This is a genomic window from Nonomuraea sp. NPDC050733, from assembly GCF_040654215.1.
Lineage (GTDB): Bacteria > Actinomycetota > Actinomycetes > Streptosporangiales > Streptosporangiaceae > Nonomuraea.
This window is the reverse complement of the sequence record NZ_JBFAHO010000030.1, coordinates 39,947-65,306: the sequence shown is the minus strand read 5'-3', so window position 1 is coordinate 65,306 and position 25,360 is coordinate 39,947. Positions and strand designations below refer to the sequence as shown.

The following is a 25,360-nucleotide window of genomic DNA, read 5'->3' as shown; positions in this document are numbered from 1 at the left end:
GGCCCAGTGTGAGGCGACACGGATCCGACCTCGGGCGTCATGCCGCCGCGTGGCCGTCGAGGCCGAGGGCGGCGGCCAGGTCGCGCAGGCACTCTTCGAAGACGGGCTCCATGTCGGTGTAGGCGAAGTCCAGTTGGCGCAGGACTTCCATGCACAGCAGCCCGTACAGCCTGATCCAGTACGACAGGAAGACGTGGGCGGCCTCGGGCGGCAGCCGTCCGTCGATGACGGCAGAGTAGGCGGTCAACTGCTCGCGCAGGGACGCGGGCAGGCCGGCCAGGTCCGGCACCGGGAACGGCCGTGTCTGCCACAGCTCGACCGTCAGGTCGAGTAGGACCTGCTCGAACCGCAGAGCGGCCTGGTGGCGCACCGAGTCCGGCCGTCGGTTCGGCGGGGTGATCGGGCTGGCGAAGATCCAGCCGAACTCGGCCGGGTGGGCGATGGCCCAGGCACGCATGGCGCGGCAGACGGCCAGCATTCGCTCGCCGATCGGCGCGCCGGCGTGGGCGTCGCGGGCCTGCTCCATCGCGGCGGCCAGTTCGCGGAAGAAGTCGGCGGTCACCGCGCCGACCAGCTCGTCGTGGCTGGCGTAGTAGTGGTAGAGGGCCGGGCCGCTCATGCCGACCTGCCGGGCGACCGCGTTGATGGTCACCGCAGCCGATCCCTGCTCGTCCAGCAGCTTGCGCGCGGCCGCGTGGATCTCCTCCAGGGTGGCCTGGCGCAGCCTCTGTCGTCTGCTGGTGTGTGCGGACATCGTCACCCCTCGCGTCGTTCCTCGGCCGCCATTGACATCTTAAGGCATCTATGTTTCCTTAATGGCTCTAAGAAACCTAGAGGCCATAAGGAGGCCCGTGGAGATTCTGTGGATCCTGGTCGCGGTGGTGGCGCTGGTGGCGGCCGTGTGGTGGCGGATGTCCAGATCTGCCCACGTCCGGCGGCGCAAGGAGTCCTGACATGGCCCGCACACTGCGCGACCGCCTGTTCGGCAAGTACGCCGTGGAGGCGACCGTCACCGTCGCCGAGCAGGTCACCCCCGCCATGCGCCAGATCCGGCTGGAAACCGACCAGCCCGTCGCCTTCCCCTACGCCCCCGGCCAGCACATCAGGATCGAGCTGAAGGACCCGCTGTCGGTGTCGGGCATCCTGCGTCCGTCCGAGACGCTGCGCACCTACACGATCTGGGACCTCGACCCCGGCAGGACGGCGATCGAACTGCGCGTCCATCTGTATGCGGGCGACGGCATCGGCCTGAGGTGGGCGCGGGCGGCCCGGCCCGGGGAACGGGTGACCTTCTGGTGGCCGCAAGGCGACTTCTTCACCCGCGAGGCGGCCTATCACGTGTTCATCGGAGAGGAGACCGCCAGCGCCGCCTTCGGCCCGATGATCAGAGCGTTGGGAGCCTCAGCCGAGGTGTTCGGCGTCCTGGAGAGCGAGACCCCTGAGCACGACCTGCCCATGCCCGGGGCGCCGCCGCTGCGCCGCGTCCACCGCCACGGCGCCCCCGCCATCGCCTCCCGGGTGCTGCTCGCGGCCGTGGCGGAACTGGACCTGCCGGGCAACGCCGGCGCCGCCTACGTGGCAGGCGAGGCCAGAACCTGCCGGCTGGTGCGCGACTTCCTCATGCGCGAGCGCAACTGGCCACGGACCTCGATCAAGACCAAACCGTTCTGGACCCCGGGCAAGCGGGGCCTGCACTAGCCGTCAGGGAGACGTGCACATGAAAGTGATCATCGTAGGAGGCGGTATCGGCGGACTCGCCGCGGCCGTCGCCTTTCACCAGCGTGGCCTGCAGGTGGAAGTCCTCGAACGCGCTGCTGACTTCACCGAGGTGGGCGCCGGCCTGACCATCCAGCCCAACGGCCTGCGCGCGCTGGACGCCCTCGGCCTGGGCGACCGTCTGCGCGTCGGTGGGCCGGCCGACCCGCCCGCGGGCATCCGCAGCAGCCGCGGGGACTGGCTGGTCCGCAACGACGTCGACAGCCTCAAGCGCCGCTTCGGCCCGTGGGTGACCGTGCACCGAGCCGCCCTGGTCGACCTGCTGAGAGCAGCCGTGCCGCCCGAGGCTCTGCGGCCCGCCATCGACGTACAGCACGTGCAGCCCGACGGCACGGTCCGCCACAGCGGCGGCACCTCCACCGCGGATCTCGTGGTGGGCGCCGACGGCGTGCACAGCGTGACCCGGCGCTCCCTCTGGCCCCATCTCCCCGGCCCGCGCTACGTCGGCTACACCACCTGGCGTCTCATCGCCCCACCCCAGCCCGTCGCGGGGAGCGCGGAAACGTGGGGCAGGGGCGAACGGTTCGGACACGTGCCGATGCCCGACGGCCGCATCTACTGCTACGTGATGGCCAACGCCCCGGCCGGCTCCCACGTCGGCCTGGATGAGCTGCGCGAACGCTTCGCACGCTGGCACCATCCCATCCCCGCGCTGCTCGACTCCACGCAAGAGGAGGCGGTGCTGCAACACGACACCTACGAACTGCCGACGCTGCCCACGTACGTTTCCGGAAACGTCGCCGTCCTCGGCGACGCGGCCCACGCCATGACCCCCAACCTGGGGCAGGGCGCCTGCCAGGCGCTCGAGGACGCGGTCACGCTCGCGCACGCGGTGGACACCCTCGGCGTACGCGCGGGGCTGGAAGCCTACGACCGCGCCCGCAGACCGCGCACCCAACTGATCGTCCGCCGTTCCCGCCAGGCCGGAGCCGCCGCGCACTGGACCTCCACGCCGATGACCACTCTGCGAGACGCAGTCCTTCCTCTCCTCCCGAACGTGCTCTTCGACCGCTCACTCACCCCCACCTATACCTGGACGATCTGATGCCCCTCCCCCGAATCCTGATCATCGCCGTCGCAGCGATCACGACAGTCGGCGCCGTGCTCGCCGACCTCGTCATCCCCGACCTGGCGGCACAGCACGCCTTCAACCCGGCCTGGCCACCCCACGCCAAATTCCACGACGCCCAATACATGGTGATGACAGTGCTCCTCGGCCTCACCGGCCTGGTCCTCGCGCTACGGTCAGGTCGAAACACGCTGCTGCACGCCGCCGCCATCCTGGCCACCCCGTGGCTCGGCATGATCGGTGCGCTCCTGTTCCCCGGCACCGCCACCTACGACCCGGAGTTCGCCGACCGGACTGTCTTCGTCCTCGGCCTGCACGGGCAGGTCCTCATGGCGATCGTCCTGCTCCTGGCCCTGCTCGTCGCGACAGCGGCGACACTGCGCATGCCCGTGGACTCCACCCCCCGGTCATGAGCCGAGGGTCCTGATGTGCCGGCCGGGGGCGTAGGGGAAGGCGACGGGCTGAGTATGAGCTGGAGCTACGCGCCGAGTGCCAGGCCCGTTTCCGCCGTATTCCGGTGGCACCCGAACAACGTGTTCATCGCCGCGGCCAACTGCGTCAGCACGGACAGAGACGCCTGTTTCCTGGGCTGCTCGCTCATCGCCGGGACCGACGGCTGGCCCATCGGCCACGTCGCGCCGCGCTGACGGAGACCTCGCACGGATCGAGTGGCGTGGGCCGGAAACGACGAGATCCCGCGCGATCGAGGTGATCGGGCGGGATCTCGTGAACAGTCCGGGGTGGAGCTATGGGGATTCGAACCCCAGACCTCCTCCATGCCATGGAGGCGCGCTACCAACTGCGCTATAGCCCCGCGGTGCGTGCACCAGTGTATCGGACTCCCCGGGCCGCCGCGCACGGCCGGCGGCCCGGGGAACCACCCGTCGAGGGGACGGGCGGCGGTCAGCCGACGGTACGGGCCTGGTCGATGAGGCGGGCCAGCTCGCCCACCATCGGGTCCTCCGCCGCCTCGGCCAGCCGCCTGGCGTGCTCGCCCAGCACCGGCAGGTCGAGCCCGAACGCCTCCCTGTCGCGCAGGTACAGGGCGAAGGCGGCGGCCGTCACGTCCACCTGGAGCCGGAGCGGCGCCTTCTCCCAGATCGACGGGGCCAGCGCGGCCACGTCCACCGCCCGGCTCGCCTCCGCGGGGGCGCGCGTGTCGGGGTCCTGCCAGCGGACGGTCGCCTGGGCGAGCTGGCCCGTGGCGCCCGGCTTCAGCCGCACGCTGTAGAGGGCGGTCACCGCGTGGCCGGGGCCGATCTCGCCGCCGTCACGGTCGTCGTCGCGGAACTCTTCGGCGGACATGGCCCGGTTGTCGTAGCCGAGCAGCCGCTGGCTCTCCACGACCGACGGGTTGAAGACGACCTGCGCCTTGGCGTCGCGGGCGCGCAGCTCGATGGTGGCGGGCAGGCGGGCGGCGAAGACCTTCTCGGCCTCCTCCCGGGTGCTGACGTACACGGCGGCGCCGTCGCCGTTGTCGGCGAGCTGCTCCATGAGCTCGTCGCCGTACTCCCTGCCGACGCCGACGGTGAGGAGCGTGACCTGCCGGCCCGCGTACTCCTTGACCCGGTCCAGGATGGCCTGCCAGGCGGTGGCGCCCTGGTTGGCCAGCCCGTCGGACAGCAGGACGACGCGGTTGGTGGCGGCGGCGCGGAACGCCCCGGCCGCCTGCTGGTAGCCGGTCACCAGCCCGGCCTCCAGGTTCGTGCCGCCCTGGACGGCCAGCCGGTCCACGGCGGCGTGCAGCTCCGGCCGAGCCGTGAGCGGCGTCATCGGGACGACGGTCTCGGCGGTGTCGCTGAACGCCACGACCGCCACCCGGTCGCCGGCCGCGAGCTGGTCGATCAGCGTGTGCAGAGCCTGCTTGACCAGGTCGAGGCGGCCGGGCTCGGCCATCGACCCGGAGACGTCGACCACGAACGTGAGGTCGGCGGGGCGGCGCGAGGCGGCGTCGGACCCGCGGGTGCGCAGGCCCACCCGGACGACCGCGGTGTCGGAGCCGGGCATGCGCGCGCCGTCGACGTGGACGGTGAACCCGTCGCCGGTCGGCTCGGCGTAGTCGTCCTGGCCGAAGGCGTTGACGAACTCCTCAGGCCGGATCCGGGCCGGCTCGGGCCGGCGCCCCTCGCTCAGGGTGCGGCGGGCGTAGGCGTACGAGGCGGTGTCGACGTCCAGGGCGAACGTCGAGATCTGGGCCTCCGCCGCGTCGCGCCGGGCCTCGCCCTTCCGGTCGGTCGCCCTGCCGGCGTCGGAGCCGGCGTCGGAGCCGGTAGGGCGAAGGGTGGGCCGGGGCTGGGCCGGCAGGCCGGACTCGGGCTTGGGGGCGCGCTGGGCGGAGTCGCCGGCCGTGCCCCCCGGCCCGCCCCCGCAGGCCGCGAGCGCGAGCAATGCGACAAGTACGGCGCCCGCTGCTAAAGGTCGAAATCTCACTGCGAACCACCTCCACGCCTATCGACGGTTCCCCGTCGCCGCGTGGCCCGGCGAGTGATCCAAGCGAGCGCGAACCGCGACCGGGGCGTGACCGCCGGGATCACCCCGGCTCACCCATTTCACCTTCGACTGCCCCGGCGAGGAGTCAGGCCCTCACGGCTTCCACGAGGGGTCGCGGCCGAGCTCGCCCAGGGCGCGCTCCAGGGTGGAGGCGTCCGCGGGCACCTCCACCGGCTCGCCGAACGCGCCCATCTTGCGCCCCATCGGCGCCATGTCCGCGACGAACGCGAGCAGCCGCTCCGCCTCCTCCTCGTCCACCTCGTACGGCCTGCCGGTCGCCACGGCCAGGTCCCAGCCGTGGACGACGAGGTCGCACAGGGACATCGCGGCGAGCGTGGTCATGGGCAGCCCCATGCCGGCGCTGACGCCCTCCCACGCCTCCGGCCGGCGCCAGACGGCCAGCATCCGCTCGGCCCGCGCCCGGAAGTCGCCGGTGTACTCGCCCTGCGGGATCATGGGCCCGCCGGAGGCCAGCGACTCGAACAGCGACGCCCCCCACTCCAGGTGCGCGATCACTCCCCGGACGTCGAACTCGGCGCACGGCGTCGGCAGCGTGAGCTGCTCCTCGCCGAGGCTCTCCACCAGGTCGGCCGTACGACCCGCGGCGCGCTCCATCAACGGCAGTGTCTCGTTCATGACCCCAGCATGCCAGCGCCGGAGCGGCGTGATCACCAGTGCAGCAGGAGCAGCTCCGCCGAGAAACCGGGCCCCACGGCCATCAGCAGCCCGGACTGCCCCGGCCGGCCGCGCGTCCGCTGGAGGACGTCCAGCACCGACACCGACGACAGGTTGCCGTGCTCCCGCAGCGACTCCCGGGTGACCGCGAACGCGGACGGAGGCACCCCGAGCACCTCCACCATCGTCTCGATGACCTTGGGACCGCCAGGGTGGCAGATCCAGGTGCCGACCTGGTCGGGGGTCAGGCCGTTGTCGGCGAGGAACGCCTTGACGTCGCCGCCCAGCACCTGCTGGACGAAGCCGGCGAGCCCGTCGTCCAGGACGACGCGGAAGCCGTGCCGGCCGATCTCCCAGCCCATGAGGTGCCCGGTGCCCGGGTACAGCTTGCTGCGGGTGGTCACCACCTCCGGTCCCGCCCCGTGCCCCGTCGCCACGACCGCCGCGGCGCCGTCGCCGAACAGGGCGCCGGCCAGCAGGTTGGCGACGGAGGTGTCGTCGCGCTGGAGGGTCAGGGAGCACAGCTCCGCGCAGACGAGCAGCGCGACGTGGCCGGGCCAGCCGCGCAGGTAGTCGTTGAGCCGGGCCAGGCCGGCCGCCCCGGCCGCGCAGCCGAGCCCGAACACCGGCACCCGTTTGACGTCGTCGCGCAACCCGGCGCGCTGGACCAGCAGGGCGTCGAGCGACGGGGTGGCCAGGCCCGTGCTGGAGCAGAACACCAGGTGGTCGACCTTGTCCGGGGAGAGCCCGGCCTTGGTGAGGGCGCCGAGGACGGCCCGCTCGGCGAGGTCGAGCGCGATCTCGGTGTGCGTCTCGTTGGCGCGGGTGAAGGAGTCGAGCTTGCCGTAGTCCTCCAGCGCGAGGGCGAGGTTACGGCTCTGGACGCCGGTGGCGCTCTGAAAGTGTTCCAGGAGGTCCCGGTCGGCCTCGGTCAACCGGGAGAACGCCTCGGTGATCTCCGCCTGGTCGTAGCGGTGATCAGGAAGAACGGTGTGGACCCCCGATATGTGCATGCACTGTTTCTCCCGCTCTGGAGGGCGGGCTAACATGCGCCCATGCCGATCCCGGTCTCGCTCACCCCTTCTTTGCCGACCGTGGCGGTGCTGGCGTTCGACGGGATGGGGCCGTTCGAGCTGGGCTGCGCCGTGGAGATCTTCGGGCTGTCCAGGCCGGAGCTCGGGGTGCCCTGGTACGACCTGAGGGTCTGCGCCGAGACGACGCAGCCGCTGCGCGCGGTCGGCGGGTTCACCGTCCAGACGGCACACGGGCTGGACGTGCTGGCCACGGCCGACACGGTGATCGTGCCGGGCGTGCCCGACGTGCGGGGGCCGGTCTCGCAGGGGCTGGTCGAGGCGCTGCGGAGGGCGCACGGGCGCGGGGCGCGGCTGGTGTCGATCTGCTCGGGCGCGTTCGCGCTGGCGGCGGCGGGCCTGCTGGACGGGCGCGAGGCGGCCACCCACTGGCAGTACGCCGACCTGCTCCAGCGGCGCTTCCCCGAGGTGCGGGTCAACGCCTCGGTCCTGTACGTGGACGGGGGCGACGTGCTGACCAGCGCGGGCAGCGCCGCGGGCCTCGACCTCCTGCTGCACCTGGTGCGCGCCGACCACGGCCCGGGGATCGCCAACGCGGTGGCGCGCCGCCTCGTCGTCGCGCCGCACCGGGAGGGCGGGCAGGCGCAGTTCATCGAGGCCCCGATACGTCCGCTGGAGGACGACGGCGCGGTGGCGCGGGCGATGGAGTGGGCGCTGGCCGACCTGGCCCGGCCGATCAGCGTGGCCGACCTGGCGCGGGTGGCGCACATGTCGGAGCGCTCGTTCCTGCGGCACTTCCGGCGGCGCACCGGCACGACGCCGCTCAAGTGGGTGATCTCCCAGCGGGTGGCGGCCAGCCTGCCCCTGCTGGAGGGCACGGCCGCGCCGGTGGAGGAGATCGGGGCGGCGGTCGGGTTCGACAGCCCCGTGACGTTCCGCCAGCACTTCTCCCGGACGATGCGCACGTCCCCGTCGGCCTACCGTCGCGCCTTCACCACCCGGACCGGCCCGGACGCCATGTCGTCAGGCGCCACAGCGAGGTGACCTCGGCGGCGCGGGAGCTCAGAGCCGGTAGTCGAAGGTGTAGGAGTGGGAGCCGTCCGGCGCGACGTGGACGGCCATCTCGCCCCGGATGCCGCGCAGCTCCCCCGTGCCCGAGTCGGGGACGACGGCGACGCGCAGCGACGGCACTCCCCGTTCGCTGACCGCGGTGTGCTGGACGACGAAGCCGCCCTTGCGCCCGCCGAGCGTGCCCTCGATCCGCTCGACCGCCACGTAGGCGCGCGAGTCCTCGACCTCGGTCGCCGTGGCGAGCATGGTGACGGTCGAGGTGCCTTCGAGGTCGCCGTGGAAGGTCTTGGTGAGCGTGATCCGGGCGAGCGAGACGCCGTCCTGCTCGGAGAAGGGCGGCTGGGGATTCCAGCCGGCGGTCTCGAAGGTCCCGTGTGCCGTCATGGCGCCAGGATGCCGGTCGTACCTGTCAGCTCATGTCAGGTACGACCGGCGAAAGCTCACTCCCCCAGCACCCGTCTGAGGAAGTCGTTGCCGAACTTGCCCTCCGGGTCGTACGCCCGCACGAGCGCGCCGAAGCGCTCCGACGGCTCCGGCCACCGGGTGAACAGCTTGCCCCAGTGCGGCCGGGGGTCGAACGGCGCCAGCGTCTCCTCCACCAGCCGGAGCGCCGGGAGCACGGCGTCCCAGTCCTTGATCCAGGTGAAGTGGACGGCGACGCTGTCACGCCCGTGGAACGGGCTCAGCCACAGGTCGTCGGCCGCGACCGTGCGCACCTCCGAGATCCGCAGCGCGGGCCGCACCCGGTCGCCGACGGCGTACAGGGCGGCCAGCGCCTCGGCCGCCCGCTCCCGCGGCATCGCGAACTCCGACTGCAGCTCGTCGCCGGCGTTGCTCGGCGGCGCGTCTGCCCGGAAGTGCGGCAGCCGCTCGTGCCAGGGCCCCGGCACGCCGAGCTGCCCGGTGCAGCTGTCCGGGGGCATGCCCGGCACCGGGTGACGCGGGCCGCCCGCCGCCCGGGTGCCGAGCCAGTCGCCGTCGGGCAGCTCGGTGAGCCGCTTGAGCCACACCCGGGTGGAGCTCCAGTCGGTGAACTGGCTGACGCTGTAGCCGCCGGCCATGACCTCGTCGAACGGGGCGTCGCGGGGCAGGTCCTCACGGACGTACTGGCGCAGCTCGAAGGCCGGCACCAGGTCGAGCGTGAGCGTCGTGACCACGCCGAGCGCCCCGAGCGCGACCACCGCGCCCGGGAAGTCGTCGTCGCCGCGTTCCAGCGAGACCAGCGAGCCGTCGGCCGTGACCAGCTCCAGCCCGGACACCGCGGCCGAGAGGCTGCGGTTGCCGTCGCCCGAGCCGTGCGTGCCGGTCGCCACCGACCCGGCCACCGAGATGTGCGGCAGGGACGCCATGGCGGCCAGCGCCAACCCGCGCGCGTGCAGCTCGGCCGCGAGCCGCGCGTAGGTCGTGCCCGCGCCGACCCGCACCCGCGCCGCGCCGTCCGGCCCGGTGTGGATCTCCAGCGTGTCCGGCATGCGGTCCAGCGACACCAGCTCGCCCGGTGTGTCGGCGACGTCGTTGAACGAGTGGCCGCTGCCGAGCGCCCGCACCTGGGGACTGCCGGCGACGAGCCGCCGGAGCTCCTCCAGCGTGGCGGGCCGCCGCACCTCCGGCGCGCGGAAGGCGACGTTGCCCGCCCAGTTGGTCGGCCCGGCGGTCGTCCCCGCCGTCATCAGAAGCCCTGCGACAGCCGGTAGTACGCCTGGTTCCAGCGCAGCTCCTTGGCGAACTGCCGGGTCGTGGTCTCGGCGTCGATGACGAGGAGCTCCACGCCCAGCATGTCGGAGAAGTCCGTCAGCTCCTCTGCGCCGACGGCCGTGGACAGCACGGTGTGGTGCGGCGCGCCGGCCGTCAGCCACGACTCGGTGCTGGTGCGGAAGTCCGGCCGGGGCCGCCAGACTGCGCGAGCCACCGGCAGCGCGGGCAGCGGCTCGGACGGGGAGACGATGTCGATCTCGTTGGCCACGAGCCGGAACCGGTCGCCCATGTCGGCCAGGCCCACGACGACACCCGGGCCGGGGGCCGCGTCGAACACCAGCCGGACCGGGTCCTCGCGGCCGCCGATGCCCAGCGGGTGGATCTCGCACGACGGGGTGTCGGCGGCGATCGAGGGGCAGACCTCCAGCATGTGCGCGCCGAGGATCAGCTCCTCGCCGGGCGCCAGGTGGTAGGTGTAGTCCTCCATGAACGAGGTGCCGCCGCCGGGCGCCATGGCCTTGAGCGTGCGCAGCAGCACCGAGGTCTTCCAGTCACCCTCGCCGCCGAAGCCGTAACCCTCGGCCATGAGCCGCTGCACGGCCAGGCCGGGAAGCTGCCGCAGCGCGCCGAGGTCCTCGAAGTTCGTGGTGAACGCCTTGAACCCGCCGTCCTCCAGGAAGCGGCGCAGGCCCAGCTCGATCCGGGCGGCGTAGCGCAGCGACTCCCGGCGCTCGCCGAGCAGCACGGGCGCCACGTGGTAGAGCTCCTCGTACTCCTTGACCAGCGCGTTCACGTCGGCGTCGGAGGCCGCGTCCACGGCCTCGACCAGGTCGTTGACGCCGTAGGTGTTGACGGAGACGCCGAAGCGGAGCTGCGCCTCGACCTTGTCGCCCTCGGTGACGGCCACGTCGCGCATGTTGTCGCCGAAGCGGGCCAGCTTGAGGGTGCGCACCTCGGCCAGGCCGTTCGCGGCCCGTGCCCACGCCTGGATGCGCTCGCCGACCCGCGGGTCGCTGACGTGCCCGGCGACGGTCTTGCGGGCGACGCCCAGCCGCGTCTGGATGTGGCCGAACTCACGGTCGCCGTGCGCGGCCTGGTTGAGGTTCATGAAGTCCATGTCGATGGAGCTCCACGGCAGCTCCACGTTGGCCTGCGTGTGCAGGTGGAGCAGCGGCTTGCGCAGCGCGTCCAGGCCGGCGATCCACATCTTGGCCGGTGAGAACGTGTGCATCCAGGCGATGACACCGGCGCACGAGTCGTCGGCGCTCGCCTCCAGCATCACGCGCCGGATGGACGCGGCGTCCGTGAGCACGGGCTTCCACTCCACGGGCACCGGCAGGGCCTCGGCGATGCGCCGGGACTGCTCGGCGACCTGCTGAAGCGTGTCCTCTCCGTACAGTCCCTGGCTGCCGGTCAGAAACCAGATGGTCAACGCGGGCTCCTCTGTCCATAGACGTTCTGGTAGCGGTCGTACAGGCGGTCGATGTCGTCCTGCGCGATGGTCAGCGGCTCGCCGAGCTGGCGGGCGACGTGCACCGTGCGGGCGACGTCCTCGCACATGACGGCGGCCTTCACCGCGGCCTTGGGGTCCTTGCCGATGGTGAAGACGCCGTGGCTGCGCATGAGCACGGCGGGCGAGCGGTGGCCCTTGAGGGTCTCGACGATGCCCTGGCCGATGGAGTCGTCGCCGATCAGGGCGAACGGCCCGACCGGGATCTCGCCGCCGAACTCGTCGGCCATCGCGGTGAGCACGCAGGGGATGGCCTCGCCGCGGGCGGCCCACGCGGTGGCGTAGGTGGAGTGGGTGTGGACCACACCGCCGACCTCGGGCATGTTGCGGTAGACGTAGGCGTGCGCGGCGGTGTCGCTGGAGGGCGAGTGGTCGCCCTCGACGAGGTTGCCGTCGAGGTCGCACAGGACCATGTTCTCCGGACCCAGCTCGTCGTAGCTCACGCCGGACGGCTTGATGACGAACAGCTCCTCGCCGGGGATGCGGCCGGAGACGTTGCCGGCGGTCCACGCGACGAGGTTGTTGCGTACGAGCTCGGCGTGCAGGTCGCTGACCGTTCTCCTCATGCGCTGGATCATGCGCCGGCCTCGTTCCTGATCTTCCGCAGGGTGTGCAGCATGCGTCCGTCCCCGAAGTAGTCGTGCAGTGTGCGGTATTCGGCGTAGAGCTTGTCGTAGGCGTCGGCCCGGCCCTCGTCGGGCACGTAGACGTTCTCGCGGCGCGTGCCCATGGCGGCCGCGGCCTGCTCGATGTCGGCGTACGCGCCGGCGGCGACGGCCGCATGGATGGCCGAACCGAGCGCCGGTCCCTGCTCCGAGCCGATCACCGAGATCGGGCGGCGCAGCACGTCGGCGTAGACCTGCATGAGGAAGCTGTTCTTCAGCAGGCCGCCCGCCGCCACGAACTCCTCGACCGGCACGCCGGACGCCTCGAACGTCTCGACGATGACGCGGGCGCCGAAGGCGGTGGCCTCGATGAGCGCTCGATAGACGTCCTCGGGCCGGGTGGCGAGCGTCTGGCCGACGATCACGCCCGACAGGTTGTGGTCCACCAGCACCGACCGGTTGCCGTTGTGCCAGTCGAGCGCGACCAGGCCGTGCCGGCCGACCTCCTGGGCGGCGGCCAGCTCGGTCAGGTACGCGTGGACCGTCTGGCCGCGCTCCTCGGCCGCGCGCGCGTAGGAGGCGGGCACGGAGTTGTCGATGAACCAGGCGAAGATGTCGCCGACGCCCGACTGGCCGGCCTCGTAGCCCCACAGGCCGGGCACGATGCCGTCGCGGACCACGCCGCACATGCCCGGCACCTCGGCGAGCTGGTCGGAGGGCATGACGTGGCAGGTGGAGGTGCCCATGATGGCGACCATCTGACCGGGCCGGACGGCGTCGGCCGCGGCGGAGGTGACATGCGCGTCGACGTTGCCGACCGAGACGGCGATGCCCTCGGGCAGCTTGGTCCAGGCGGCCGCCTCGGCGGTCAGCCGGCCGGCGAGCCCGCCGAGAGGGGAGATGTCGTGGCCCAGCTTGGCGGTGAAGCCGGCGAAGCCGGGGTTGAGCGCGGCCAGGAACTCCTCGGACGGGTAGGCGCCATCCTGGTAGATGCCCTTGTAGCCGGCGGTGCAGACGTTGCGGGTCTCGACGCCGGTGAGCTGCCAGACGATCCAGTCCGCGGCCTCGATCCAGCGCTCGGCCCGCGCGTACACCTCGGGGTCCTCCTCCAGGACCTGCAGGCCCTTGGCGAACTCCCACTCGGAGGAGATCTTGCCGCCGTACCGGGGCAGCCACGTCTCGCCGCGCTCGGCGGCCAGGGCGTTGATGCGGTCGGCGTGGGACTGGGCGGCGTGGTGCTTCCACAGCTTGGGCCAGGCGTGCGGCCGCTCGGGCGTCTCGAAGCAGAGCGGTGTGCCCGCGGCGGTGGCCGGCAGCACGGTGCAGGCGGTGAAGTCCGTGCCGATGCCGATGACCTGGGCCGGGTCGACGCCGGCGGCGGCCACGGCCTCGGGCACCGCGGTCCTCAGCACGTCCAGCCAGTCGTGCGGCGACTGCAGGGCCCAGTCGGGCCCGAGCCGCACGTCGCCGCCGGGCAGCCGCTCCTCGATGACGCGATGGGCGTACTCGTGGACGGCCGTGCCCAGCTCGGCGCCGTCCCCGACGCGCACCACCACGGCGCGTCCCGACAAAGTGCCGAAATCGACGCCGATCACATAGCGGTCATTGTTAACGCTCACACACACTCCCACAGTCGGGTACGGCAGACGCCGCACGAACGGTCAGGTACGGCGCCGCGCCGAGAATAGACGCTGCAGCAGGATGAACACGAACAGCAGCAACCCGATGAAGATTTTGGTCCACCAGGAGCTCAGCGTGCCCTCGAAGCTGATCACGGTCTGGATCAGGCCCAGCACCAGCACGCCGAGCACGGTGCCCAGCAGGAACCCGGACCCTCCGGTCAGCAGGGTGCCGCCGATGACGACGGCCGCGATGGCGTCGAGCTCCATGCCGACGGCATGCAGGCCGTACCCGGAGAGCATGTAGAACGACAGCAGCACCCCGCCGAGCGCCGAGCAGAACCCGCTGATCGTGTAGACCGCGATTTTGGTCCGCCCCACCGGCAGTCCCATGAGCAGGGCCGACTGCTCGTTGCCGCCGGTGGCGTAGACCGTGCGGCCGAGCCGGGTGTAGTGCAGCACATACGCCGCCACCAGCACCACCACGGCCGCGATCACCACGCTCGGCGAGATCCACAGGTCGGCGAACAGGTCGATCCTGGTCTGCGCGAAGGCGGTGAACGTCGGGTCCTCGATGGGGATCGAGTCGGTGCCGATCGTGTAGCACAGGCCCCGGGCCAGGAACATGCCGGCCAGCGTCACGATGAACGGCTGGATGTCGAAGGCGTGCACGATGTAGCCCATCACCAGCCCCAGCGCCGACCCGATGAGCAGCACCAGCGGCACCACCAGGTACGGCGGCCAGCCGGGCCCGGCCATGAGGCTGGCCGAGATCATCGTGGACAGCGCGACGACCGACCCCACCGACAGGTCGATGCCGCCGGTCAGGATGACGAACGTCATGCCGACCGCGACCACCAGGAGGAAGGCGTTGTCGATGAAGACGTTGAGGATCACCTGCCCGCTGGCGAACCCCTCGTAGCGGATACCGCCCGCCACGAACATCGCCACGAACAGCCCGGCGGTCACGAGGACCGGCACGTACTTGGCCGGGACGGACCGGCCCCGGTCGCGCACCCGATCGAGGATGGCCGTCGTCATGCCGTCACCCGCACCTTCTCCTCGGCCGCCGGTCGCGGCGGGGCCGCGGGTCCGGATCGGCGGAACACCTTGTCGCGGAACTTCGGCGACTGGACCAGGCAGACGGCCGTCACCACGAGCGCCTTGAACAGCAGCGTGGTCTCCGGCGGCACGCCCACCGAGTAGATCGTGGTCGTCAGCGTCTGGATGATGAGCGCGCCCAGCACGGTGCCGCCCAGCGAGAACCGGCCGCCCGCCAGCGAGGTGCCGCCGATCACCACCGCGAGGATGGCGTCCAGCTCGATCCACAGGCCCGCGTTGTTGCCGTCGGCGCTGGACACGTTCGAGCTGATCATGAGCCCGGCGACGCCCGCGCAGAGCGCGGCGACCGCGTACACCGTGAGGACGATCCCGCGCGAGCGGATGCCCGCGAGCCGGCTGGCCTCGGCGTTGCCGCCGACCGACTCGATGAGCATGCCGAGCGCCAGCCGGCGGGTCAGGAACGCCATGACGCCGAGCACCACGAGCACGAGCAGGATGCCGAACGGCACGGTCAGCAGGTAGCCGCCGCCGATGAGCTTGTAGGACGGGGCGTTGACCGTGATGATCTGGCCGTCGGTGATGAGCTGGGCCAGACCGCGCCCGGCGACCATGAGGATCAGCGTGGCGATGATCGGCTGGATGCCCACGACGGCCACCAGGAAGCCGTTCCACGCGCCGAGCAGCAGGCACAGCCCGAGCGCCAGCACCACGGCGGTGAACACCCCGGCGTCGTCGCTGATCTGCAGGCACGCCAGCGCGCCGGAGATCGCCACCACGGAGCCGACCGACAGGTCGATGCCTCCGGTGGCGATGACCAGCGTCATGCCGAGGGAGACGAGGATGAGGGGGGCGCCGAAGCGCAGGATGTCGATGAGGCTGCCGTAGAGGTGCCCCTCCTTCATCTCGACGGAGAAGAAGGACGGGGTGAAGAAGAGGTTGACGGCCAGCAGCGCCACCAGGACCAGCAGTGGCCAGAGGAGTCGTCTCATGCCCGTCCCCCGCTCGCGATGGTCTCCATGAGCACGTCCGTGGTGAGGGTGTCGTCGTTGGGCAGGTCGGCCACCAGCCTGCGGTCGCGCAGCACGCCGACCCGGTGGCTGAGCCGCAGCACCTCCTCCAGCTCGGCGGAGATGAACAGCACGGCCATGCCGCCGCCGGACAGCTCGGCGACGAGCCGCTGGATCTCGGCCTTGGCGCCCACGTCGATGCCGCGGGTGGGCTCGTCGAGGATGAGCAGGCGCGGCTCCAGGATGAGCCAGCGGGCGAGCACCACCTTCTGCTGGTTGCCGCCGCTGAGGTCGCGCACGAGGTGGTCGGGGTTGGGCGGGCTGATCTTGAGCGCCTTGATGTACCGGCTCACCAGCTCGTCCTGCTGGTCGCGGGGCACCGGCCGGGTCCAGCCGCGGGTGGCCTGGAGGGCGAGGATGATGTTCTCGCGGACCGTGAGGTCGGGGATGAGGCCGTCCTGCTTGCGGTTCTCGGAGCAGAACGCGATGCGGTGCGCCATGGCCGCGCGGGGCGTGCGCAGCGCCGCGGGCGCGCCGCCGACCGCCACCTCGCCGCTGGTCGCGTGGTCGGCGCCGAACAGCAGCCGGGCGATCTCGGTACGGCCGGAGCCGAGCAGCCCGGCCAGGCCGACGACCTCGCCCTCGTGGATGGTGAGGGTGAACGGCTCGACGGCGCCGGTCCGGCCCAGCTCGCGGGCCTCGACCAGCGGCCGGTCGAAGGTCCTGGCCTCGCCGTGCAGCCGCTCCAGCTCGGCCAGCTCCTGGCCGATCATCTTGGCCACGAGCCCGACCTGGCTGAGCTCGCTGGTGAGGTACTCGCCGACGAGCCGGCCGTTGCGCAGGACCGTCATCCGGTCGGAGATCTCGTAGATCTGGTCGAGGAAGTGGGAGACGAAGAGGATGGCGATGCCCTCCTCCTTGAGCCGCCGCATCACCCGGAAGAGCTGCCCGACCTCGCCCGCGTCGAGGCTGGAGGTGGGCTCGTCGAGGATGAGCACCCGGGCCTCGACGTCGATCGCGCGGGCGATGGCCACCATCTGCTGCAGCGCCAGGGAGTACGACGACAGCGGCGCGGAGACGTCCACGTCCAGCTCCAGCCGCCTCAGCAGCTCGGCGGCGCGGGTCCGCATCCGCTTCCAGTCGATGCGGCCGCGGCGGCGCGGCTCGCGGCCGATGAAGATGTTCTCCGCCACCGACAGGTTGGCGCAGAGGTTGACCTCCTGGTAGACGGTGCTGATGCCGGCCTGCTGGGCCTCCAGCGGACCGGCGAAGGACACGGTCCGGCCGTCCAGCTCGATCGTGCCCGTGTCGGCGGAGTGGACACCGGTCAGGACCTTGATCAGCGTGGACTTGCCCGCGCCGTTCTCGCCCATGAGCGCGTGGACCTCACCCGGCAGCAGCCGCAGGTCCACGCCGTCGAGTGCCCTCACTCCAGGGAACTGCTTGCCGATCCCGCTCATCCGCAGGACCGGAGCGGGTACGTCCATCGCGGCGCCCCCTCCTGTTCGCGTGATCTGCGCGGCCGGGCCGGTCGGAGGACCGGCCCGGCCACCGGTCAGTACTTGCGCTCGGGCAGCGCCGTCTTGGCCTGGTCCTGGGTGAACGTCGTCTCCTCCGTCACCACGCGGGCCGGGATGCTCTCATTCTTGACGACCTTCTTGGCGAGGTCCATGAGCTGCGGGCCGAGCAGCGGGGAGCACTCGACGATGTAGTTGATCTTCCCGTCGGCGAGGGCCTGCATGCCGTCGTGCACCGCGTCGACCGTGATGATCTTGATGTCCTTGCCGGGCACCTTGCCCGCGCCCTCGATGGCCTCGATGGCGCCGAGGCCCATGTCGTCGTTGTGGGCGTAGAGGACGTCGATGTCGGGGTTGGCCTTGAGGAACGCCTCCATGACCTCCTTGCCCTTGGCGCGGGTGAAGTCGCCGGTCTGCGAGGCGATGATCTGGAACTTGGGGTCGGCCCCGATGACCTCCTGGAAGCCGGCCTTGCGGTCGTTGGCCGGGGCGGAGCCGGTCGTGCCCTGAAGCTCGACGATCTTGACCGGGTCCTTGGCGTCCTTGTACTCCTCGGTCAGCCACTTGCCGGCCTTGCGGCCCTCCTCGACGAAGTCGGAGCCGAGGAAGGTCTTGTAGAGGCTGGTGTCCTTGGAGTCCACGGCCCGGTCGGTGAGGATGACCGGGATCTTGGCGTTCTTGGCCTCCTTGAGCACGGTGTCCCAGCCGGACTCGACCACCGGCGAGAAGGCGATGACGTCCACCTTCTGCTGGATGTAGGAGCGGATCGCCTTGATCTGGTTCTCCTGCTTCTGCTGGGCGTCGGAGAACTTCAGCGTGATCCCGGCGGTCTTGGCCGCCTCCTGCACGGACTTCGTGTTCGCGGTCCGCCAGCCGCTCTCGGCGCCGACCTGCGAGAAGCCCATGGTGATCGAGCCGTCGCCGCCGCCCGAGCCGCTGCCGCCGCTGCCGCTGCCGCCGCCGCACCCGGCCACCGTCACGGCGGCGAGGCCGGCGAGCGCCAGCATCGAGATTCTCTTCAACACGTAAGGTCCCTCTTTCTCGATGTGAGCGCTAACATCAGCGAGCCGACGAGAGCGCCGCTTTCCGTATCCCCGATATCCCCGATGTCCCGAGATGGTCTAGGTCGTAGGTGTCTGGTCAGACCCGTGCCGTGCTGGCCCGGGCCACGAAGGCCGGCGGGACGACGAGACGCTCGCACGCCTGCGCGCCCTCGCCCTCGATCTGCCGGAGGAGCACCTCGATGCTGTTCCGGCCGACCGCGTCGAAGTCCTGCCTGATGGTGGTGAGGGGAGGCGAGAAGAACTCCGACTCCGGGATGTCGTCGAAGCCGACGACGCTCACCTGGTCGGGCACCTTCACCCCCCGCTCCGAGAACGCCCGCAGGACGCCCAGCGCCATCTGGTCGTTGGCCACGAAGACCGCGCTCACGCCCGCCATGGACGCCAGGCTGCGGCCCGCCTCGTAGCCCGAGCGCGGGCTCCAGTCGCCGGCCAGCGGCTCGGGGGCGTCGCGGCCCGCCTGGGCGAGCGCGGCCCGCCACCCGGCCACGCGGCCCTCGGCCTCCAGCCAGTCGGACGGGCCCCGGACGTGCCACACGGTCTCGTGACCCAGCGAGAGCAGGTGCTCGGTGGCGAGCCTGCCGCCCTCGACCTGGTCCACGCAGACCACCGACACGTCACCGGCCTCGCCGCCCTCGACCGCCACGGTGGGCACGCCGAGCGGCAGGTCGGCCAGCGTCTGGGCCGCCGAGCGCTGCGGGGCGACCACCACGATCCCGTCGACGCCCTGGTCGGCCAGGTAGTCGAGGGCGTCGCGGACGCCGCTCCTGTCGATGGACTTGAGGCTGACGATGCTGACGAAGTAGCCCGCCGCCCGGGCGGCCTGCTCGATGCCGTACACCGTGCTGGCCGGGCCGTACAGGGTGGTGTCGAAGCTGACGACGCCGAGCGTGCGGGAGTGCTTGGTCACCAGGGCGCGGGCGACGAGGTTGCGGCGGTAGCCCAGCTTGTCGATCGCCTCCAGCACCCGCGCGCGGGTCTCGCTGCGCACGTTGGGATGCTCGTTGAGCACACGTGAGACCGTCTGGTGGGACACGCCGGCCTCCCGGGCGACGTCCGCCATGACCGGCGCGCGCCGGGCTTGCGTCGATCCCACGAGGTGCTCCTTCCCCGGCCCCTCACGCTGGGCCTGGGAAGACTGTGAACGTTAACAACGGGTCCCGTCAAGGGCTCGCGGGATTACGGAAACGTCACATGCGCGCTTGTGATCGCCCGTACGGGCGCTCAGGCCCGACGGGCACGGGGAACCTCACGCGGCGGCGGTCGAGTCGCGAATCACCAGGTGACACGGCATGCGGTGGACCCCGGGGGTCGCCCTGCCGTCCATGGCCGCGAACAGGTGCTGGGCGGCGGTGCGGCCGAGCAGCTCCAGGTTCATGTCCACGGTCGTCAGCGCGGGCCGGGCCTCGGTGGACAGCACCTCCCAGTTGTCGTAGCCGATCACCGCGATGTCGGAAGGCACGGAACGGCCCCGCTCGCGGGCCGCCTCCACGAAGCCGGCCGCTATCTGGTCGCTGCCGCAGAACACCGCGTCCACCTCGGGCTCGGCCATGAGCAGCATCTCGGCGGCGTGCCGGCCCCAGCGCTGCGACCACGAGCCCCAGAGCGTGTCGCCGGCCTGCTCGCAGCCGGCCGCCTCCAGCGCGAGCCGCAGCCCCTCCGCGCGGTCGCGGGCCGCCTTGTAGTGCCGGGGACCGGTGACGTGCGCGACGCGGCGCCGGCCGAGCGCCAGCAGGTGCTCCACGGCCATCACGGCCCCGCCGACGTCGTCGGGCACGAATGACACGTCCTCCGGGTCCTCGGAGGGCCCGTAGGCGTACACGACCGGGACCGGCACGTCGTTGCTGACCGAGGGCCGCGGGTTGGTGCTCTCCCCCACCACGATGATCCCGTCCACCCGGCGCGACAGCAGCGCGCGCAGGTGGTGCTGCTCCCGGATGGCGTCGCCGCGCGCGTCGCACAGCATCACCGCCATCTCCCCGGCACCGAAGGCGTCCTCGGCCCCGAGCAGCACCGGAATCCCGAACCTGCCCACGCTGTCGGAGGTGAGCAGCCCGACCGTGCGCGTCTGCCCCGACAGCAGGCCCCGCGCCAGGGCGTTGGGCTGGAAGGACAGCTCCGCGGCGGCGGCCAGCACCCGGTCGCGGGTCGAGGCCCGCACGTCGTGCCGTCCGTTGAGCGCCTTGGAGGCCGTGGCGATCGACACCCCCGCCAGGGAGGCCACGTCGTTGATGGTCACGCGCCTACCCGCCATGTTTCGAAACCCTTTTCAGTCACCTGACAACTGCGAGGCACCTTAACACCCATTGACAGGCCCGGATGTTTCTTCTACGTTTCCGAAAACCTTTTAGTTCTCGGGGGTCCCGAAGGAGACAACCATGAGACGACGGCTGGCCGGGATCGCCATCCTCGGACTGTTAGCGCTCACATCAGCCTGTGGCGGCGGCGGCGGAAACGGATCATCGGCCGAGCCCGCCGAGGGCCCGGTCACCATCACCATGTGGACCCGCGCCGCCACGCAGGCCCAGAGCGAGCGGCTGGTGAAGGCCTACAACAGCAGCCACAAGAACCAGGTCAAGCTGACCGTCATCCCGACGGACAACTACCAGCCCCGCATCGCGGCCGCCGCCGGAGCCAAGCAGCTTCCCGACGTGTTCGCCGCCGACGTCATCTTCGTCCCCAACTACACCTCGCAGGGCCTGTTCCTGGACATCACCGACAGGATCGCCGCCCTGCCGTACAAGGACAAGCTGGCGCCCTCGCACATGAAGCTGGGCACGATGGACGGCCGGCAGTACACGCTGCCGCACACGCTCGACCTGTCGGTCTGGTTCTGGAACAAGGACCTGTACGAGAAGGCCGGGCTCGACCCGGAGAAGGGGCCGAAGACGCTCAAGGAGTTCGCCCAGCAGGCGACCACCATCCAGGACAAGCTCGGCAAGGACGGCAAGGTCCACGGCACGTTCTTCGGCGGCAACTGCGGCGGCTGCTACGTCTTCACGTTCTGGCCCTCGGTCTGGGCGGCCGGTGGCCAGGTCATGAACGCCGAGGGCACGACGTCGCTCAACGACCAGCCGCCGATGACCGACGTCTTCAAGATCTGGCGCGAGCTGTACGACAAGAAGGCCGTCGGCCCCACGGCCAAGGAGGAGCAGGGCCCGACGTGGACCGGCTTCTTCCCCAAGGGCGAGATCGGGGTCATGCCGATGCCCTCGACCACGCTCGGCCTGATGCCGAAGGACATGAAGATCGGCGTCACCCCGATCGCCGGCCCGGACGGCGGCGAGTCGACCTTCGTCGGCGGTGACTCGGTCGGTATCTCCTCCACCACGAAGAACGCCGACGCGGCCTGGGACTTCCTGTCCTGGACCATGTCGGACGACGCGCAGGTCGAGGTCATGGCCAAGAACAAGGACGTGCTCGCCCGCACCGACCTGTCCAGCAACAAGTACTCCTCCGAGGACCCCCGCGTGGTGCTGATCAACTCGCTGGTGGCCAAGGGACAGACGCCGTTCGCGCCGCGCTTCGGCCAGACGTACAACGACCCGCAGGGGCCGTGGCTGCGTCTCGCCCGCGAGGCGATCTTCGGTGACGCCTCGAAGCTGCCGCAGCTCAACGCAGAGATCACGAAGTCACTGCAGCAATGACGTTGACGCTCACGCGTACCGGGCGGCGGGCGGCGCACGGCGCGCCGCCCGCCCGATGGCGCAGCAAGAAGGTCCAGGGCTGGCTGTACGCGGCGCCCACCGCCGCCATCGTCGGGGTGCTGTTCCTCGTGCCCCTGGTGCTGGTGGTCTGGATGTCGCTGAACCGCTGGCCCCTTCTCGGCCCCGCCCGCTTCAACGCCCCGGACAACTACGCCAAGATCGCCGACAATCCGCTGTTCCTCGACGCGGTGCTCTTCACGCTGAAGTACACCGTGATCACCACGGTGCTGCTGTCGACGGTGGCGCTCGGGCTCGCCCTGCTGGTGCAGGAGCGCAGGCCCGGCGTCGCCTTCTTCCGCACCGCGTTCTTCCTGCCGGGCGCGGTCGGCTTCGCCGCCGCCGCGCTGCTCTTCTACGGCATGCTCAACAACGACTTCGGCCCCATCGACCCGATCCTGCAAGGGCTCGGCATCACCCATGAGCCGGTGAAGTGGATCGGCACGCCCAACATGGCGCTGTTCTCCACGATCGCGCTGGTGCTGTGGCGCTTCGCCGGGTTCAACATGCTCATCCTGCTGACCGGCCTCCAGGCCATCCCGATCGAGGTCTACGAGGCGGCCCGCAGCGACGGCGCCGGCCGCTGGCAGATCTTCACCAGGATCACGCTGCCGCTGCTGCGGCCCACGCTCGCCCTGATGCTGATCCTCAGCGTCACCGGCTCCCTGCTGGCCTTCGACCAGTTCTTCATCTTCACCAACGGCGGCCCCGACAACAGCACCGTCTCCATGGTCATGGTCGTCTACCGCGACGCGTTCTTCCGCTTCGACCTCGGCGGCGCCGCGGCCCTGTCGGTCGTGCTGCTGGTGGGCCTGGTCGGGCTGAACGCCCTGATGATGCGGAGGCTGCGGTGACACGCCACCTCACTCTCGCGGCCCTGGCCGTACTGTTCCTGTTCCCGCTGGTGTGGAGCGGCTGGGCGTCGCTGGAGGACCCGTCCAACTACGTGGAGATGGCCGGGTTCGGCGAGGGGCTCGGCACGTACGCCACCAACAGCGTGCTCGTGTCGGTCATGACCGTCGGCGGCACGCTCGTGGTGTCGGCGCTCGGCGGCTACGCCTTCGCCCGCTTCGACTTCCCCGGCAAGAACCTGCTGTTCCTCGCCACGCTGGCGATCCTCATGGTGCCGTACGCGACGATCCTCATCCCGCTGTACGTGCTGCTCGGCTTCATCGGCCTGCAGAACTCGCTGGTCGGCCTGGCGCTGGTGTTCGTCATGTTCCAGCTGCCGTTCGCGCTGTTCATGATGCGCAACGCGTTCGAGGCGATCCCGCGCGAGCTGGAGGAGGCGGCGCTCGTGGACGGCTGCGGCACGTTCCGCGCGTTCTCCCGCATCCTGCTGCACGCGGTGCGGCCGGCGCTCGTCACGGTCGGCCTGTTCGCCTTCCTCGCCTCGTGGAACGACTTCTTCGCCCCGCTCATCCTGCTCAACGACGGCGCGTCGTTCACGCTGCCCGTGGCGGTGGTCAGCATGACCCAGCGCACGTTCGGCGCGATCGACTACGGGATGCTCCAGGCCGGCGTCATGGTCATGGCCCTCCCGTGCCTCATCCTCTTCATCGTCCTCCAGCGCCACTACGTGCGCGGATTCATGTCGGGAGCTCTGCGTGGCTAACCCTGTCCTGCCCTCCTCGGGCGTGCTCTCCCCTCTGGGTCTCGACTCCGTACGGCTCGCCCCCGGCTTCTGGGGCGACCGGGAGGCGCTCAACCGGGACGTCACGATCGCGCACTGCCAGGAGTGGATGGAGCGTGAAGGCTGGATCGGCAACTTCCGCGGGCAGCGCCCGCGCCGGGGCCGGGAGTTCAGCGACTCGGAGATCTACAAGCTGCTGGAGGGCATGGCCTGGGCCGACCACCCGGCGCTGCCGGAGCTGGCCGAGACCGTGGGCCGGGCGCAGGAGGGCGACGGCTACCTCAACACGCGGTGGAGCGGCAACCGCTACAGCGACTTCGAGTGGGGCCACGAGCTGTACTGCTACGGCCACCTCATCCAGGCGGGCGTGGCCCGGCTGCGCATGCACGGCGAGGACCGGCTGACCGAGATCGCCGTCCGCGCGGCCGACCACGTGTGCCGGCGCTTCATGGACACCACCGAGACCTGCGGCCACCCGGTGATCGAGATGGCCCTGGTCGAGCTGTACCGGGTGACCGGCGCCGAGCGCTACCTGGAGATGGCCCGCCGCTTCGTGGAGCGCCGCGGCCTGCCCGCGCTCGGCGACATCCCCTTCGGCCGCGCCTACTTCCAGGACGACGTCCCGGCGCGGCAGGCGCAGGTCTTCCGCGGGCACGTCGTACGCGCCCTGTACCTGGCCTCGGGCGTGGTGGACGTGGCCGTGGAGACCGGCGACCAGGAGCTGCTCAAGGCCGTCGAGGCGCAGTGGGAGCGGACCGTCGCCCGGCGCACCCACCTGACCGGCGGGATGGGCTCGCGGCACGCCGACGAGTCGTACGGCGAGGACTTCGAGCTGCCGCCGGACCGCGCCTACAACGAGACCTGCGGGAGCATCGCCTCGATCATGCTGTCGCACCGGCTGCTGCTGGCGACCGGGGACGTCAGGTACGCGGACGTGGCCGAGCGCACCCTGTACAACATGCTGGCCACCGGCGTCGCGCTGGACGGCCGCTCGTTCTTCTACGTCAACCCGCTGCACGTGCGGGTGCCCGCCGAGCCGTCCGAGGACGTCAACCACGCGGCCGAGGGCGGTCTGCGCTCGCGCTGGTTCGACGTGTCGTGCTGCCCCAACAACATCGCCCGCACGCTCGCCTCCCTCGGCGCGTACGTGGCCGCCGCCGACTCCGGCGGGGTGCGGATCCACCACCACACGCCCGCCGAGATCCGGCACGGCGACCTGGCCCTGCGCGTGGAGACCGGCTACCCGTGGACGGGCGGCGTGACCGTGCGGGTCCTGGAGGACGGCGCCGGCACCGTGTCGCTGCGCGTGCCCTCGTGGGCGTCCGGCGCCACGCTCTCCCACGGCTCCGGCCCCGCCCGCGAGGTCGCGCCCGGCTACGCGGCGGCGGAGGGGCCGTGGAAGGCCGGCGACGAGATCCGGCTGGAGCTGCCCATGGCGCCGCGCTGGACGTTCCCGGACCGCCGCGTCGACGCGCTGCGCGGCTGCGCGGCGGTGGAGCGGGGGCCGATCGTGTACTGCGCGGAGTCGGTCGGCGACGAGCCGCCGCTGGCGCACGCGGCCGTCCGTGTGTCGTCGCCGCCCGCCGAGGCGGCCGTTTCGGAGGAGAGCATGGACCACGGCCCGGCCGGCGGCGAGGCGGTCGAGCTGGAGGTCGCCGCCGTGCGCGCGGCGCCCCGTGGGAACGGCTGGCCGTACGGGCCGGACCCGGACCACGCGACCGGCGGCACGGACACCGTGCTGCGGCTCGTCCCCTATCACCGGTGGGGCAACCGCGGCCCCGCCACCATGCGCGTCTGGCTTCCCATCGCCGAGTGACACCCCCCGCTGGAGGACA

General features: G+C 71.4%; 24 protein-coding genes and 1 tRNA gene. 9 read left to right on the top strand and 16 right to left on the bottom strand.

The genetic code is table 11. The features are described from left to right. Positions 1-37 precede the first annotated feature (37 nt). Positions 38-754: a TetR/AcrR family transcriptional regulator gene (locus AB0H64_RS33265; protein ID WP_357632550.1), complete on the bottom strand. Its 717-nt coding sequence runs from the start codon at positions 752-754 to the stop codon at positions 38-40. 200 nt (positions 755-954) lie between these two features. Between AB0H64_RS33265 and AB0H64_RS33260 the strand changes: the two genes are divergently transcribed. The 4 genes from AB0H64_RS33260 to AB0H64_RS33245 are packed head-to-tail and all read left to right on the top strand — an operon-like array spanning position 955 to position 3,492. Continuing rightward, a complete protein-coding gene (locus tag AB0H64_RS33260; protein ID WP_357632548.1) occupies positions 955-1,698 on the top strand; it encodes a siderophore-interacting protein in 744 nt (247 codons plus the stop codon). Between the two features lie 19 nt (positions 1,699-1,717). Then, positions 1,718-2,821, top strand: coding sequence for an FAD-dependent monooxygenase (locus AB0H64_RS33255; RefSeq protein ID WP_357632546.1), 1,104 nt, complete (start codon positions 1,718-1,720; stop codon positions 2,819-2,821). After that, positions 2,821-3,258 carry a DUF6640 family protein gene (locus tag AB0H64_RS33250; RefSeq protein WP_357632544.1) on the top strand — a complete coding sequence of 146 codons (438 nt, stop codon included), beginning with the start codon at positions 2,821-2,823 and terminating at the stop codon, positions 3,256-3,258. The genes AB0H64_RS33255 and AB0H64_RS33250 overlap by 1 nt, the downstream gene beginning before the upstream one ends. Positions 3,259-3,312: 54 nt before the next feature. Further along, positions 3,313-3,492 carry a hypothetical protein gene (locus AB0H64_RS33245; protein ID WP_357632543.1) on the top strand — a complete coding sequence of 60 codons (180 nt, stop codon included), beginning with the start codon at positions 3,313-3,315 and terminating at the stop codon, positions 3,490-3,492. Positions 3,493-3,586: 94 nt separating this feature from the next. Here AB0H64_RS33245 and AB0H64_RS33240 read toward each other — a convergent pair. From AB0H64_RS33240 to AB0H64_RS33225, 4 genes are all read right to left on the bottom strand, one after another. Continuing rightward, positions 3,587-3,659: transfer RNA gene (locus tag AB0H64_RS33240), tRNA-Ala, on the bottom strand. Positions 3,660-3,748: 89 nt separating this feature from the next. Beyond that, positions 3,749-5,275, bottom strand: coding sequence for a von Willebrand factor type A domain-containing protein (locus tag AB0H64_RS33235; RefSeq protein WP_357632541.1), 1,527 nt, complete (start codon positions 5,273-5,275; stop codon positions 3,749-3,751). A gap of 153 nt (positions 5,276-5,428) precedes the next feature. Next, the gene (locus AB0H64_RS33230) at positions 5,429-5,971 is read right to left on the bottom strand and encodes a TIGR03086 family metal-binding protein (RefSeq protein WP_357632539.1); all 543 of its coding nucleotides are present in this window, start codon (positions 5,969-5,971) and stop codon (positions 5,429-5,431) included. 32 nt (positions 5,972-6,003) lie between these two features. Beyond that, on the bottom strand, positions 6,004-7,023 hold the full coding sequence (locus AB0H64_RS33225) for a 3-oxoacyl-[acyl-carrier-protein] synthase III C-terminal domain-containing protein (RefSeq protein WP_357632537.1): 1,020 nt from the start codon (positions 7,021-7,023) through the stop codon (positions 6,004-6,006). Positions 7,024-7,065: 42 nt separating this feature from the next. On the opposite strand from AB0H64_RS33225, the gene AB0H64_RS33220 reads away from it, so the two are divergent. Beyond that, positions 7,066-8,085 carry a helix-turn-helix domain-containing protein gene (locus AB0H64_RS33220; RefSeq protein ID WP_357632535.1) on the top strand — a complete coding sequence of 340 codons (1,020 nt, stop codon included), beginning with the start codon at positions 7,066-7,068 and terminating at the stop codon, positions 8,083-8,085. Between the two features lie 18 nt (positions 8,086-8,103). Here AB0H64_RS33220 and AB0H64_RS33215 read toward each other — a convergent pair whose 3' ends face one another. The 11 genes from AB0H64_RS33215 to AB0H64_RS33165 form a co-directional block, all read right to left on the bottom strand. Then, the gene (locus AB0H64_RS33215; protein WP_357632533.1) at positions 8,104-8,496 is read right to left on the bottom strand and encodes a DUF3224 domain-containing protein; all 393 of its coding nucleotides are present in this window, start codon (positions 8,494-8,496) and stop codon (positions 8,104-8,106) included. Positions 8,497-8,552: 56 nt separating this feature from the next. Further along, positions 8,553-9,782 carry an FAD-binding protein gene (locus AB0H64_RS33210; RefSeq protein ID WP_357632531.1) on the bottom strand — a complete coding sequence of 410 codons (1,230 nt, stop codon included), beginning with the start codon at positions 9,780-9,782 and terminating at the stop codon, positions 8,553-8,555. Continuing rightward, the gene (araA, locus tag AB0H64_RS33205) at positions 9,782-11,239 is read right to left on the bottom strand and encodes an L-arabinose isomerase (RefSeq protein ID WP_357632529.1); all 1,458 of its coding nucleotides are present in this window, start codon (positions 11,237-11,239) and stop codon (positions 9,782-9,784) included. The genes AB0H64_RS33210 and araA overlap by 1 nt, the downstream gene beginning before the upstream one ends. Then, positions 11,236-11,895, bottom strand: a complete 660-nt coding sequence (locus AB0H64_RS33200) for an L-ribulose-5-phosphate 4-epimerase (RefSeq protein WP_310711679.1) — start codon at positions 11,893-11,895, stop codon at positions 11,236-11,238. The genes araA and AB0H64_RS33200 overlap by 4 nt, the downstream gene beginning before the upstream one ends. After that, the gene (gene araB / locus AB0H64_RS33195; protein WP_357632527.1) at positions 11,892-13,541 is read right to left on the bottom strand and encodes a ribulokinase; all 1,650 of its coding nucleotides are present in this window, start codon (positions 13,539-13,541) and stop codon (positions 11,892-11,894) included. Before araB ends, AB0H64_RS33200 begins: the two co-directional genes overlap by 4 nt. 42 nt (positions 13,542-13,583) lie before the next feature. Then, entirely contained in the window at positions 13,584-14,582 is a 999-nt protein-coding gene (gene yjfF, locus AB0H64_RS33190) for a galactofuranose ABC transporter, permease protein YjfF (protein ID WP_357632525.1), read from the bottom strand. Beyond that, positions 14,579-15,592 carry an ABC transporter permease gene (locus AB0H64_RS33185; RefSeq protein ID WP_357632524.1) on the bottom strand — a complete coding sequence of 338 codons (1,014 nt, stop codon included), beginning with the start codon at positions 15,590-15,592 and terminating at the stop codon, positions 14,579-14,581. Before AB0H64_RS33185 ends, yjfF begins: the two co-directional genes overlap by 4 nt. Further along, entirely contained in the window at positions 15,589-17,097 is a 1,509-nt protein-coding gene (locus AB0H64_RS33180) for a sugar ABC transporter ATP-binding protein (RefSeq protein ID WP_357632522.1), read from the bottom strand. Before AB0H64_RS33180 ends, AB0H64_RS33185 begins: the two co-directional genes overlap by 4 nt. 68 nt (positions 17,098-17,165) lie before the next feature. After that, positions 17,166-18,152: an ABC transporter substrate-binding protein gene (locus AB0H64_RS33175; protein ID WP_357632521.1), complete on the bottom strand. Its 987-nt coding sequence runs from the start codon at positions 18,150-18,152 to the stop codon at positions 17,166-17,168. 115 nt (positions 18,153-18,267) lie between these two features. Continuing rightward, entirely contained in the window at positions 18,268-19,251 is a 984-nt protein-coding gene (locus AB0H64_RS33170) for a LacI family DNA-binding transcriptional regulator (RefSeq protein ID WP_357632596.1), read from the bottom strand. A 186-nt stretch (positions 19,252-19,437) separates the two neighbouring features. Beyond that, the gene (locus AB0H64_RS33165) at positions 19,438-20,442 is read right to left on the bottom strand and encodes a LacI family DNA-binding transcriptional regulator (protein ID WP_357632519.1); all 1,005 of its coding nucleotides are present in this window, start codon (positions 20,440-20,442) and stop codon (positions 19,438-19,440) included. 124 nt (positions 20,443-20,566) lie between these two features. Here AB0H64_RS33165 and AB0H64_RS33160 point away from each other — a divergent pair, with 124 nt between their 5' ends. From AB0H64_RS33160 to AB0H64_RS33145, 4 genes are read left to right on the top strand one after another with little or no spacing between them, the layout of a single operon-like run. Beyond that, entirely contained in the window at positions 20,567-21,835 is a 1,269-nt protein-coding gene (locus tag AB0H64_RS33160) for a sugar ABC transporter substrate-binding protein (protein WP_357632517.1), read from the top strand. Beyond that, positions 21,832-22,746 (top strand): sugar ABC transporter permease, encoded by a 915-nt coding sequence (locus tag AB0H64_RS33155; protein WP_310711687.1) that lies wholly within the window; start codon positions 21,832-21,834, stop codon positions 22,744-22,746. The genes AB0H64_RS33160 and AB0H64_RS33155 overlap by 4 nt, the downstream gene beginning before the upstream one ends. Then, positions 22,743-23,507 (top strand): carbohydrate ABC transporter permease, encoded by a 765-nt coding sequence (locus AB0H64_RS33150; RefSeq protein WP_357632515.1) that lies wholly within the window; start codon positions 22,743-22,745, stop codon positions 23,505-23,507. The genes AB0H64_RS33155 and AB0H64_RS33150 overlap by 4 nt, the downstream gene beginning before the upstream one ends. Beyond that, entirely contained in the window at positions 23,500-25,341 is a 1,842-nt protein-coding gene (locus AB0H64_RS33145) for a beta-L-arabinofuranosidase domain-containing protein (RefSeq protein ID WP_357632513.1), read from the top strand. Before AB0H64_RS33150 ends, AB0H64_RS33145 begins: the two co-directional genes overlap by 8 nt. The last annotated feature ends 19 nt before the right edge of the window (positions 25,342-25,360 follow it).

What these genes read in the sequence shown, in the direction of transcription:
- AB0H64_RS33265 (WP_357632550.1), bottom strand. Translation starts at nt 754, where the DNA reads ATGTCCGCACACACCAGCAGACGACAGAGGCTGCGCCAGGCCACCCTG.
- AB0H64_RS33260 (WP_357632548.1), top strand. Translation starts at nt 955, where the DNA reads ATGGCCCGCACACTGCGCGACCGCCTGTTCGGCAAGTACGCCGTGGAG.
- AB0H64_RS33255 (WP_357632546.1), top strand. Translation starts at nt 1,718, where the DNA reads ATGAAAGTGATCATCGTAGGAGGCGGTATCGGCGGACTCGCCGCGGCC.
- AB0H64_RS33250 (WP_357632544.1), top strand. Translation starts at nt 2,821, where the DNA reads ATGCCCCTCCCCCGAATCCTGATCATCGCCGTCGCAGCGATCACGACA.
- AB0H64_RS33245 (WP_357632543.1), top strand. Translation starts at nt 3,313, where the DNA reads ATGAGCTGGAGCTACGCGCCGAGTGCCAGGCCCGTTTCCGCCGTATTC.
- AB0H64_RS33230 (WP_357632539.1), bottom strand. Translation starts at nt 5,971, where the DNA reads ATGAACGAGACACTGCCGTTGATGGAGCGCGCCGCGGGTCGTACGGCC.
- AB0H64_RS33225 (WP_357632537.1), bottom strand. Translation starts at nt 7,023, where the DNA reads ATGCACATATCGGGGGTCCACACCGTTCTTCCTGATCACCGCTACGAC.
- AB0H64_RS33220 (WP_357632535.1), top strand. Translation starts at nt 7,066, where the DNA reads ATGCCGATCCCGGTCTCGCTCACCCCTTCTTTGCCGACCGTGGCGGTG.
- AB0H64_RS33215 (WP_357632533.1), bottom strand. Translation starts at nt 8,496, where the DNA reads ATGACGGCACACGGGACCTTCGAGACCGCCGGCTGGAATCCCCAGCCG.
- AB0H64_RS33210 (WP_357632531.1), bottom strand. Translation starts at nt 9,782, where the DNA reads ATGACGGCGGGGACGACCGCCGGGCCGACCAACTGGGCGGGCAACGTC.
- AB0H64_RS33200 (WP_310711679.1), bottom strand. Translation starts at nt 11,895, where the DNA reads ATGATCCAGCGCATGAGGAGAACGGTCAGCGACCTGCACGCCGAGCTC.
- yjfF (WP_357632525.1), bottom strand. Translation starts at nt 14,582, where the DNA reads ATGACGACGGCCATCCTCGATCGGGTGCGCGACCGGGGCCGGTCCGTC.
- AB0H64_RS33185 (WP_357632524.1), bottom strand. Translation starts at nt 15,592, where the DNA reads ATGAGACGACTCCTCTGGCCACTGCTGGTCCTGGTGGCGCTGCTGGCC.
- AB0H64_RS33180 (WP_357632522.1), bottom strand. Translation starts at nt 17,097, where the DNA reads ATGGACGTACCCGCTCCGGTCCTGCGGATGAGCGGGATCGGCAAGCAG.
- AB0H64_RS33170 (WP_357632596.1), bottom strand. Translation starts at nt 19,251, where the DNA reads ATGGCGGACGTCGCCCGGGAGGCCGGCGTGTCCCACCAGACGGTCTCA.
- AB0H64_RS33165 (WP_357632519.1), bottom strand. Translation starts at nt 20,442, where the DNA reads ATGGCGGGTAGGCGCGTGACCATCAACGACGTGGCCTCCCTGGCGGGG.
- AB0H64_RS33160 (WP_357632517.1), top strand. Translation starts at nt 20,567, where the DNA reads ATGAGACGACGGCTGGCCGGGATCGCCATCCTCGGACTGTTAGCGCTC.
- AB0H64_RS33155 (WP_310711687.1), top strand. Translation starts at nt 21,832, where the DNA reads ATGACGTTGACGCTCACGCGTACCGGGCGGCGGGCGGCGCACGGCGCG.